Below are 9595 nucleotides of genomic sequence, written 5' to 3'. Positions count from 1 at the left end.
TGGGGCGCCCCGGCGCCTCCTTGACCTTTTCCCTGGTACGGTTCCACCACAACACCTCAAATCCTTGCGCCGCGGCCCGCTTTGCGAAGGCCTTCCCCATGTTGCCCATGCCGACTATGGTGATTTCCATGGCTCTTCAACACATAGGTGTTTATATCTCTGTGCTCAATCTATTGCGTGAGGCTGTTGCGGACAGACCCCACGAGGCCGGATCCCTACGTCATCAAGTCCGCGGCCGAGGTGTTGAACAGAGGCGGCATAGTGGCGGCCCCCACGGAGACGGTATATGGCCTATTTGCACACGCCTATAGAGAAGACGGCTGTATAAAGGTGTTTAAAGCAAAGGGCCGCCCCATGGACAACCCCTTGATAGTCCACGTCGACTCTCTCGAAATGGCTGAGGAGGTCGCGGAGATACCGAGAGACATCGCAGAGGTGCTAAGGCGGGTATGGCCAGGCCCCATCACGGTGGTGGCTAAGTCGCGTGGAGTTATTTCTAGATGCGTGACCGCGGGGCTGGACACAGTCGCCGTGAGGGCGCCGGCTCACCCTGTGGCTCTTGCCATAATTAGAGAGCTGGGGGCCCCTATTGCGGGGCCCAGCGCCAACAAGGCAGGTAGGCCGAGCCCCACCACTGCGTTGCACGTAGTTGAGGATCTAGACGGCGAGGTGGATCTCATAATAGACGGGGGGCCTACCTTCTTCGGCGTGGAGTCCACCATTATAAACGTCACGAGGAGGCCACCTGCGTTGCTCCGGCCCGGTCCCTTTACTGTGGAGGAGTTGGAGAGGTTTTTCGGCGCTGTGGAGATTCCGCCGGTGGCGCGGGGGGTGGCGGAGGCGGAGGTGGCTCTTGCGCCGGGTATGAAGTACCGCCACTACGCCCCGGAGACGGCGCTTGTAGTTGTGCATTTCGATCTAGGAGAGGCCGTTAGGGCCTTGAAGTCTAGGGGGCTTAAGGTGGCCGTGCTGTGTGCAGTTGGTAAATGCGCAGAGGCCGACTACGTGATTGATATGGGTTCTGATTTATACGAGGTGGCGAGAAATTTATACAAGTCGCTGAGAGACCTCGACAGGCTTGGAGTGGACGTGGGTTTGGCGCCGGCCTTGGAGGAGCGGGGCATAGGTCTGGCTATTATGAACAGGTTGCGTAAGGCTACGGGGCATAGGGAGGTTTTTAATACTGGACAGCTACTGTCGGTGGTATGAGCTGGGTTGAGGAGTTCTTTGACGATGTATATCTCGATTTTATGCAGTACTACCGGAACGAGGAGGTTTCTAAAGTAGAGGCCGCCTTTGTCCAGCGGAGTCTGGGCGTGAGGGCGGGGGCGCGGTTTCTGGACGTGGCTTGCGGCCATGGGAGGCATATGGCGCATATGCCCCGGGACTCGGTGGTGGGCATTGATATAAAGCTTGAGTATCTGAGACATGCCAAGAGGTTTGGGGATGTGGTGCAGGCCGACGTTAGGCTGATGCCTTTTCGAAAAGGGGCCTTCCACGGGGCCTACATCATGCACTCTACCTTCGGCATGTTTGGGGACGAGATAGACATGGAGATGTTGACGTGGCTTTCCGGCGTTGTTAAGATGGGCGGGCGCCTCTTGATAGACGTAGCGAATAAAGATAAGGTGGAGGGAATATACGCCTCGCTGGGCGAGATGTGGAATTTCTGGCTGACGGCGGGGCCCTACAGAGTACTCAGCACGGCGTACTACAACCCCATCACGTCTAAAATCAGGGAGACGAGGCTTATTTACAAAAACGGGAAGTACATTGGCGAGAAAACTCTAGAGCTTAGGCTGTACAGCCTTGGCGAGTTGCGCCTGCTTTTAACAAACGTGGGCTTTGTCATAGAGAATCTCTATGGAGACTTCAGCGGCGAGGCTTATTCAAAAAATTCCGACCGGCTGATAGTGGTCGCCGTCAAGGCGGGGGGCGTGTCCAGAGGCTTGAGACAAGCGGTGGAGTGGGTGGAGTAAGCCTCCGCATAGGGGGGTAAAAGATAAATCCACTCCCCGTCGCTGGGTATATGCGCGTCTTGTCTTTTCCCAACGCTCTCGACATCGCGTATGAGCTTGGGGGTCTTGGCCCGGTTTCTCAAGTGGAGGAGAGGGTTTTCCCAGATGGGGAGGTGCTCGTCCGGGTACCTGAGGCGGATGAGGGGGTTGTGTTGGTGGCTAGGCTCTATCCGGGTGTTAACGATAACCTGGTTAAGCTACTCATCACGCTAGATGCGTTAAACGACATGGGGGTGGGGAGGATAGTCCTCGCCATCCCCTATACGCCTTACGCGAGGCAAGATAGGCGTTTTAGGCCGGGCGAGCCTATTAGCTCGAAGACTGTGTTTAAGTTACTTAGCCAGCTCGGCGTCTCTGCCATCGTCACGGTGGATCTGCATAAGGAATACGTGACGGAGTACGCGCCGAGGGTTTTGGTGAGAAACATCTACCCAGCGGAGGAGTTCGCCAAGGCCCTTCCCAACGTCGACGTGGTTATAAGCCCAGACTTCGGCTCCGTCCGCAGAGCGGAGTCTCTGGCAAAGGCCCTGCGCGTTCCCTATACCTATTTCGAGAAGTATCGGGATAGGAACACGGGGGCTATAACTCTCATTCCCAGACAGGAGCTGGATTTGAGAAATAAAAGCGTGGTCCTTGTTGACGACATCCTCTCCACTGGGGGGACGCTTGTTGAGGCCTGCAGATCTGCGAGGACTCTGGGCGCCTCTGCGGTTTACGCAGCGGTGACTCACTGCCAGCTTCTAAAAGACGCCAGGGAGAGAGTGAGGAGCTGTGTAGATAGGCTTGTCTGCACAGACTCTATTCTTAACGAGTTTGCCGAGGTAAAAATCGGACCAGTTCTGAGGAGGGAGGTGGAGGCACTACTATAGCCGCCAGTACCGCCCAGCGTGGCGCCTCACCTCTATAGCTAACTCCTCGAACCGCTTGTAGGCGCTGGGCGCGCTTTCTGTCTGGGCCTCGCTGGGGGCGAACTCCCCCGCCGTGGCGAGGCGTATAAGGGCCTTGGTGCCTCTCTTAATAACAGATCGGTTGTAGCCCCCCTCGAGTAGAAATACAGTGGGCCTCTGCAACTTCAATATGGCGTCTATGGCGTAGAGGTAGCCCTTGAGGGAGAGATTGAGATCTGCAAGAGGGTCGTCTCTGTGTGCATCCCATCCCAGCGACACTATCACCAGCCTGGGGTTGTACTGCCTCAAGATGGGGATTATGAATTCGTCCACCACCTTGACGTAGATGTCGTCTCCAGCCTCTGGGGGCAGTGGGATGTTTATGTTGTAGCCCTCGCCTCTGCCCTCGCCCACCTCCTCTGGATACCCGGTTCCGGGGTACAGGGTGGCTGGGTGTTGATGTGTTGATATGTAGAGGAGATCTTTTGCGTAGAGTATCTCCTGGGTGCCGTTTCCGTGGTGGACGTCTATATCCACCACAGCCACGCCTTCCCCGAGGTATAGGGCGCCGATCGCCGCCGTGTTGAATATACAGAACCCCTGGGTGGGCGCGGTTAGGGCCCTCCCCACGAACCCGGCGTGGTGGCCCGGAGGCCTCGAAGCCACCAAAGCCACCTCTCTCTTATCGATGGCGTTGGCCACCGCCGAGACTGAGAGAGCCGCCGCGTTGCAGGTGCCGGGGGAGATATACGTGTCGCCGTCTATCTCAGCGCCGCCTCTTTCACATATCCTTTTCACATAATCTACATAGCTCTTGTCGTGAACTGCGTATATCAAGTCCCAGGCGTCGGCCCGCATCTCGGGCTCTTTTACAACGGCGCCCGCCTCCAAGACGCCCTCCACTAAATAATCCAGTCTGTCAGGGGCCTCGGGGTGTCTAAAGGGCGGGACGTGTTTCTTAAACACGTCGGAGTAGTATACAAGCATGTGGTTTTCGACATGCCGCTAGTTAAATCTTTCAGTTGCTTAAAGCTATCTAAGTATAACGTGTCGATACTTAAGAAGAGACAGGAGAAGAAAGACGAAGACGAGCTGGAGAAACTACTGTCAGAACTTAAGAAGGATGAAGAGGCTGAGGCGAGGGACGCCGCGGTAGTCTCTATACAAATAGCCGGGTTGAGAGAACTGGTCAGGGCTATTGAGAAGCTGACTGAGGCGGTTAAGAAATGTAACGAAGAGACGTAAATTGCCTAAATCTCTCAACTATTTTTTCTACTACTAATTCAACCATTAACCTCCCCCTCTCTGCAGATACCTCACCTGGCTTTAAACAGCCCACTACCCCCGTCTTGGAGAACTCCGCCACCCGTTTTTTTCCAAAGAGGGAAATATCGCCTTCGCAAATCTCCACGAGCTCCCCGACTAGCGATCCGCCGATCGCCAAGTATATACTCGTCTCGTCGCTTCCCGCGTGGTCTCTGGGGGATGCAATAGCCCATATGTTTACAGGCAGTACCCGCGGCCCCAGTTCATAATTTAACTGCTCCGAGATTAGCTTCACAGCGTCCCATACACCGCCATGACCCACAACCACAACCACAACTCCACACTTCTCCACGGCCGACCTCAACAGATCTTCAAGATATGGCAAGAAACTGCGGCACTTTACCGAAATTGTCTGGGGGAAGTCTCTGTGCTCTTCGCTACAGCTGTAGTAAATAGGTGGGAGAGATCTGGCGCCTATCCTCTCGGCTACTTTATCAGCCACGTATCTCGCCACCTCGGCATCTACTGTAGGCGGCAGGTGGGGGCCGTGTTGTTCGTAGGAACCCACCGGCAGTAAACAGACCACGGGGCCCCCACATCCCAAGATTTTTATTTAATTGGCAACTCTAGTTTACACGCGCCAAGTTTATATACACACTTTAGTTGACCGCCATGTGCATAAGGTAACACTGATGGCGTTGAAAGGCTACCGAGAGTGGACAGAATCCCTCGGCCCCAGGCGTGAGCACATCATACAGAAAACACAGGCGCGCCTACACGAGACGCTGTGGAGAAGCTTCACCTCGATAGGCGCGCTCCCCCACCACTTTAGATACGACTACCTCATAGCGCTGACTAACAACATCAACGCTGAGTTTATCCGCAAGGCAGTCGACAAGATTAGACGTGTATCGCCTGTGGGGGTCGAGTTCTGCGAGGGCACCGGCGAGACGCCTATGGAGGCGTATAAAAACTGCGGACGTGCAAGCGGCCTAGGCGGTGAAGTAGCCGTGGTGGGGCACATGGATGTGGTAAACAGCACAGGCACGACCAGGGTCAACGGGCCGCTGTACGTATACCGCCAGGTACAAGACCTCCTCAAACAAGCAACAGACTTCTGTAGAGACGTGGGCTGTATGGTGTTCTACCTCGGCGGAGATAACATTATGTTATTCCTCCCCACCCCCAAAGCCGCCTACGAGCTACACGACTACCTAAATGCCAATCTACGGATTGGCATAGGTATAGCGAAGAGGCCCTACAACGCCTTCGTTAAGGCCACCCGGGGGCTCGACGACCTGAGGCGCAGAGGCGCGGCCGGCGTCAAGCTGGTGAAATGAGGCCCTACGTATATCTGATGGCCGCCGTTACGGTGGATGGGAGAATAGCCAGCAGAACTGGGTACTCACGGCTGTCGTGTCCCCACGACTTAAAGAGACTACACGCCATGAGGGCAAATGTAGACGCAGTAATTATAGGCGCCAACACGGCAATTGTAGACAACCCCAAGCTCACTGTACGATATGTAGAGGGGAGAAATCCTGTGCGCGTATTGATAGACGGGGCGCTCCGCGTCCCTACGACGCTTAGAATTTTTGACAACTCGGCGCCAACTATTATTTACACCTCTAGACGCGCCCCCCCTGAAAAAATAGAGGGGCTGAGGGGGAGGGGCGTTGAAGTCGTCATCATAGGCAAGGAGAAGATAGACCCGGGAGACGTGCTAAGAGACTTGTACAGGCGAGATATAAAAAAGGTGCTTCTGGAGGGCGGCGGCAGGACTAACTGGGAGTTTCTCAACAGATGCCTAGTAGATGAGTTGATAGTCACCATAACCCCCTATGTATTTGGCAACGGCGTCTCGCTAATAGAGGGGGAGGGCTACTCAAACACCGAGGATGCACCCTTCGTTCTCGAGCTGGCCGGTGTAAAGCTGTGTGAATGCGGGAGAGAGGTTGTGCTCACCTACCGGCTGAGATGTAAAAATAAGTTTACACAAAATATATGACTCGGAAAAATGAGTTTACTATGCAAAATATTGAGCGGGCGATCAGTGCCCTAAGGGCCGGGAGGCTTGTCATGATATACGACGGCGATGACAGAGAGGCGGAAGTCGACTTTGTTATACGTGCCGATGTGGTTGATCCGGCCACTGTGCGGTGGCTAAGAGAAAACGCAGGGGGTTTGCTGTGCTTCGCCACGACCCGGGAGATTGGAAAAATCCTCGGGCTGGAATTTTTAAGCGAGTACTACAAAAGAAGAGGCTTCCACTCCACAGCCCCATACGGCGACGAGCCTGCCTTCATGGGGTATGTCAACCACATCAAAACTAAGACGGGCGTAAGGGACTCAGATAAGGCCCTCACCATTAGGGAACTTGCAAAAGTTGTAGAACTGGCCCTTAAAGATCCAGAGGAGGCGAGGGAGGCCTTCCGGAGGCAATTTTACCTCCCAGGCCACGTGCCTGTGTTGGGAGGGCGTATAGGAGAGAGGTGGGGCCACACAGAACTCTCTCTAATACTCGCCAGAGCCGCCGGCCTGCCGCCGGCAGTGGTCATCATAGAGATCTTGGGACGCCACACCGAGGCGATGCCCGTCGACGAGGCAAGAGAACTAGCTAAGTCACTGGACATCCCGTTGATAACGACTGAAGACATCAAAGCCTTAATTTAATCTTAATCTTGGCGATCTTTGCATCGTTGAGAAACTTCACTACGTAAGGCGCCAGGCGCTCCACCTCCCTCCTCGGCACCGTATGCCACGTGGGGCATGTGCGGTCGACATCCACCTTCTCGCCGTCGAAGATAAGCGGGTAGATGCGGCAACCAATTGGCCTAATGTCGTAAATTTTACAACTTCTCGAAGCTGGGTCGTAGAAATAACAATGGCCATCTATATTTCTCAAGCGGTATACTCCGTCTTTCTCCACGGCGAAGTCCTCCAGCCTGTACCCAGCCGATGTTATACGCTCAATATCCTCCGCCAACAGCTCCATTTCCGTGCCTACACAGCAGATGCCACACTTTATACATCTAAAACTCACCTCAAACCACTTGAGATCCCGCCACACATAGGCGGCAGGGACATGAAATAAAATATTTTTATTGAGCAGACGCACCGGCTAAGGTGTACGACGTCGTTATTGTGGGCGCCGGCCCCGCCGGCTCGGCCGCGGCCATCATGGCCAGGAGGCTGGGGCTCAAGGCAGTTGTCATCGACAGGAGAGAGCCGCCACGGGAAAAGCCCTGCGGCGGCGGCCTCACCCCCCGTAGCTGGAAGCTTCTAAACGCGCTGGGCGTGGAGTACCCCATCTACGGCGCCTGTAGGGAGATTGAAACCCGCGCCGCGGGCTACAGCTACGTGTTGAGAAAAGAGCCCATTCTCGTGACGAGGAGGCCCCAGTTCGACCACGCCCTGCTAAAGCAAAGCGGAGTCGACTTCATAAGAGACGAGGTAATTAATGTGAAAAACAACACTGTGGTTGGAAGAGGCGGGGAGTACCAGGCGAGGGTTGTGATAGGAGCCGACGGCGCCACGAGCGCCGTGGCGAGGTCCATCGGGGCGGGGAACTACCAAGGCCACAAAACCCACGCCATTGCCTACATGACTATAGCAAGGGGGCCCGCAAGCGAGCGGTGCGTAGTTGACTTCGACGCGGTTATAAACACCACAGGACAGCTAGGCTACAGCTGGATATTTCCCGTGGACGAGGGGGCGAATATAGGCGCCGGCGTGGGCTGGGGGAGGTGGATAGACCTAAGAAGGCTCGTGGTGGAGTACGCAGAGAAAGCCGGCTACAAACCCGGGCCAGTGCTGGGGCACCCACTCTCCCTAGGCTACGTCAAGAGCCTCGGCACGAGAAATGTGTTGCTCGCCGGCGAAGCCGCGGGGCTTGTCGACGCCACCACGGGGGAGGGGATTTACTACGCAGTGGCCAGCGGAGCCGCCGCAACCCTCGCGGCTTACACAGCGTTGAAGATCTGGGGAAGCGAAAAACACGCCGCTGAGATCTACCAAAGGCTTGTAGAGCCCTATGTGGAGGAGGTGAAGAAGACCAGAGCCATTTCACGCATCGCGAGGATCATCGGCAAGAGGAAAACCGTAATTAAACTCCTCGGCAGGAGACTTCTAAATCTCTACACCAGAGTCTACACCGGAGAGGCCACCTACAGCCTCCTGCTAAAGCCCATAGACAAGTCATAACTCAACTTCAGAAAGCTGCTCGAGTACATACTTCCTAATCTCTGCCTCTCCCGGAACCTCTCTGACGACCCTGCCGTCCTCAATCCACTTAACCAAGAGGGGCTCTCCACACGGCGGAGGGCTACCCCAGGTAACAGCCACGTGCCTACTGCCGCATTTATACAGTTGCTTAAACCCCGGCAACTTCCCCCTCTTGGTGATGGGGACCCATCTACCCCCCACCTCCACCTCCACGATATCCATAGACACGTCTACGGAGGGCGGAAAGGCGATGGAGGTCCCGACGCCGAAGCCGTCAACCACGTCTTTTAAAGCCTCTATCTGCGGCTCGTCCAGCCCCCCGCTGACGAAAATCTTCACGTTTTTATAGCCGTTGAGGTCAAGAGCCCACCTTACCTCCTCGACGATTTTTCTAATATTCCCCCGCCTGCTACCTGGCGTGTCCAGCCTCACCCCGTGGAGCCTCTCCCCCAGCAACCTGGCCGCCAGAAGGGCCTCCTCCCTCTCGTCGAGAAACGTATCGGCAAGCACTATGCGGGGCACCTCCGGGGAGACGGTCTTGTCGAACCAGACCCACGCCAAGGTGTGGTCGCCCGCCACGGCCCTGAATATAATCATCAAGGCATGCGGCATGGTGCCCGACGGCTTTATCCCAATCAACTCCGCCCCCATGACGGTGGCCACCCCGTCGCAACCTCCGATATACGCCGCGCGGTCCGCCATAGGCTGAATAGCGGGGTGAAGCGCCCGCGCTCCGAAAAAGAGACAAGTCTTTTCACCTGCTATCTTCTTCACGCGGGCCGCCTTGGTGGAAATGCTGGAATAGTGTCTAACCACGCCCAGAATCGCTGTCTCCAACACAGCAAATTCCAGATAGGGACCCTCGATAACCATAATGGGGTCGTTTTCGTAAAACAGAGTGCCCTCGGGCAGGGCGTACAGCGTTATCCTCCTGCCCCGTAGAATTTCAACCACTTCCTTAAGCCCCGTGAACACCGCCCACTTAAAGCCCCTGGGAAGAGAGGCCACGTGGAACTCGGCCCTCACCCTCACATCAGCAAGCCCCGCGTTTTTCAAAACCTCCACCGTCCTGGCGAAATATATGTCAGTGGTTCTCCCTGACAAAATATCTGAGGGGGACGCATGGAGGGCGACGTGGTAGAGACGTACACACACGACGAAGTGGTGAGATATCTCAGCTTCGTGCCCATAGGGAACAGG

Annotated in this window: 13 protein-coding genes; 8 read left to right on the top strand and 5 right to left on the bottom strand. The window is 55.7% G+C overall.

Translation table 11 applies throughout. The features are described from left to right. Positions 1-130, bottom strand: a 130-nt coding sequence (locus tag ACP5J3_RS07605; protein WP_428495135.1) for an NAD(P)-binding domain-containing protein, incomplete at its 3' end; no start/stop codon positions are given. Positions 131-177: 47 nt separating this feature from the next. On the opposite strand from ACP5J3_RS07605, the gene ACP5J3_RS07600 reads away from it, so the two are divergent. From ACP5J3_RS07600 to ACP5J3_RS07590, 3 genes are read left to right on the top strand one after another with little or no spacing between them, the layout of a single operon-like run. Further along, the gene (locus ACP5J3_RS07600) at positions 178-1209 is read left to right on the top strand and encodes an L-threonylcarbamoyladenylate synthase (protein WP_428495133.1); all 1032 of its coding nucleotides are present in this window, start codon (positions 178-180) and stop codon (positions 1207-1209) included. Further along, positions 1206-1979, top strand: a complete 774-nt coding sequence (locus tag ACP5J3_RS07595; RefSeq protein ID WP_428495132.1) for a class I SAM-dependent methyltransferase — start codon at positions 1206-1208, stop codon at positions 1977-1979. The genes ACP5J3_RS07600 and ACP5J3_RS07595 overlap by 4 nt, the downstream gene beginning before the upstream one ends. 50 nt (positions 1980-2029) lie before the next feature. Then, the gene (locus ACP5J3_RS07590; RefSeq protein WP_428495131.1) at positions 2030-2887 is read left to right on the top strand and encodes a ribose-phosphate diphosphokinase; all 858 of its coding nucleotides are present in this window, start codon (positions 2030-2032) and stop codon (positions 2885-2887) included. Here the strand turns inward: ACP5J3_RS07590 and ACP5J3_RS07585 are convergent. Continuing rightward, a complete protein-coding gene (locus tag ACP5J3_RS07585) occupies positions 2882-3892 on the bottom strand; it encodes a histone deacetylase family protein (protein ID WP_428495130.1) in 1011 nt (336 codons plus the stop codon). The genes ACP5J3_RS07590 and ACP5J3_RS07585 overlap by 6 nt on opposite strands. 60 nt (positions 3893-3952) lie before the next feature. On the opposite strand from ACP5J3_RS07585, the gene ACP5J3_RS07580 reads away from it, so the two are divergent. After that, complete coding sequence (locus ACP5J3_RS07580) at positions 3953-4150, top strand: hypothetical protein (RefSeq protein ID WP_148682833.1); 198 nt, start codon at positions 3953-3955, stop codon at positions 4148-4150. Here the strand turns inward: ACP5J3_RS07580 and ACP5J3_RS07575 are convergent. Continuing rightward, positions 4125-4757: a creatininase family protein gene (locus tag ACP5J3_RS07575; protein WP_428495129.1), complete on the bottom strand. Its 633-nt coding sequence runs from the start codon at positions 4755-4757 to the stop codon at positions 4125-4127. The two genes, ACP5J3_RS07580 and ACP5J3_RS07575, sit on opposite strands and share 26 nt — an antisense overlap. Positions 4758-4845: 88 nt before the next feature. Between ACP5J3_RS07575 and ACP5J3_RS07570 the strand changes: the two genes are divergently transcribed. Genes ACP5J3_RS07570 through ACP5J3_RS07560 form a run of 3 tightly spaced genes read left to right on the top strand, consistent with a single transcriptional unit; the run spans position 4846 to position 6844 of the window. After that, positions 4846-5511: a GTP cyclohydrolase IIa gene (locus ACP5J3_RS07570; RefSeq protein ID WP_428495128.1), complete on the top strand. Its 666-nt coding sequence runs from the start codon at positions 4846-4848 to the stop codon at positions 5509-5511. Then, positions 5508-6179 (top strand): 2,5-diamino-6-(ribosylamino)-4(3H)-pyrimidinone 5'-phosphate reductase, encoded by a 672-nt coding sequence (locus tag ACP5J3_RS07565; protein WP_428495127.1) that lies wholly within the window; start codon positions 5508-5510, stop codon positions 6177-6179. Before ACP5J3_RS07570 ends, ACP5J3_RS07565 begins: the two co-directional genes overlap by 4 nt. A 20-nt stretch (positions 6180-6199) precedes the next feature. Next, a complete protein-coding gene (locus tag ACP5J3_RS07560) occupies positions 6200-6844 on the top strand; it encodes a 3,4-dihydroxy-2-butanone-4-phosphate synthase (protein WP_428495126.1) in 645 nt (214 codons plus the stop codon). On the opposite strand, the gene ACP5J3_RS07555 is transcribed toward ACP5J3_RS07560, so the two are convergent. Further along, positions 6828-7241, bottom strand: a complete 414-nt coding sequence (locus ACP5J3_RS07555) for a YkgJ family cysteine cluster protein (RefSeq protein WP_428495125.1) — start codon at positions 7239-7241, stop codon at positions 6828-6830. The genes ACP5J3_RS07560 and ACP5J3_RS07555 overlap by 17 nt on opposite strands. Before the next feature lie 56 nt (positions 7242-7297). Here ACP5J3_RS07555 and ACP5J3_RS07550 point away from each other — a divergent pair, with 56 nt between their 5' ends. After that, a complete protein-coding gene (locus ACP5J3_RS07550; RefSeq protein ID WP_428495124.1) occupies positions 7298-8374 on the top strand; it encodes an NAD(P)/FAD-dependent oxidoreductase in 1077 nt (358 codons plus the stop codon). On the opposite strand, the gene ACP5J3_RS07545 is transcribed toward ACP5J3_RS07550, so the two are convergent. After that, positions 8369-9550: a nicotinate phosphoribosyltransferase gene (locus ACP5J3_RS07545; RefSeq protein WP_428495134.1), complete on the bottom strand. Its 1182-nt coding sequence runs from the start codon at positions 9548-9550 to the stop codon at positions 8369-8371. The two genes, ACP5J3_RS07550 and ACP5J3_RS07545, sit on opposite strands and share 6 nt — an antisense overlap. Positions 9551-9595 lie beyond the last annotated feature (45 nt).

It is taken from the genome of Pyrobaculum sp. (genome assembly GCF_049971835.1).
GTDB lineage: Archaea > Thermoproteota > Thermoprotei > Thermoproteales > Thermoproteaceae > Pyrobaculum.
Note: the sequence above shows the minus strand (reverse complement) of the source record. Positions and strands in the feature narration are given on the sequence as shown.

Coding starts and splice junctions, on each gene's coding strand:
- ACP5J3_RS07595 (WP_428495132.1), top strand. CDS start 1,206: ATGAGCTGGGTTGAGGAGTTCTTTGACGATGTATATCTCGATTTTATG.
- ACP5J3_RS07590 (WP_428495131.1), top strand. CDS start 2,030: ATGCGCGTCTTGTCTTTTCCCAACGCTCTCGACATCGCGTATGAGCTT.
- ACP5J3_RS07585 (WP_428495130.1), bottom strand. CDS start 3,892: ATGCTTGTATACTACTCCGACGTGTTTAAGAAACACGTCCCGCCCTTT.
- ACP5J3_RS07565 (WP_428495127.1), top strand. CDS start 5,508: ATGAGGCCCTACGTATATCTGATGGCCGCCGTTACGGTGGATGGGAGA.
- ACP5J3_RS07560 (WP_428495126.1), top strand. CDS start 6,200: ATGCAAAATATTGAGCGGGCGATCAGTGCCCTAAGGGCCGGGAGGCTT.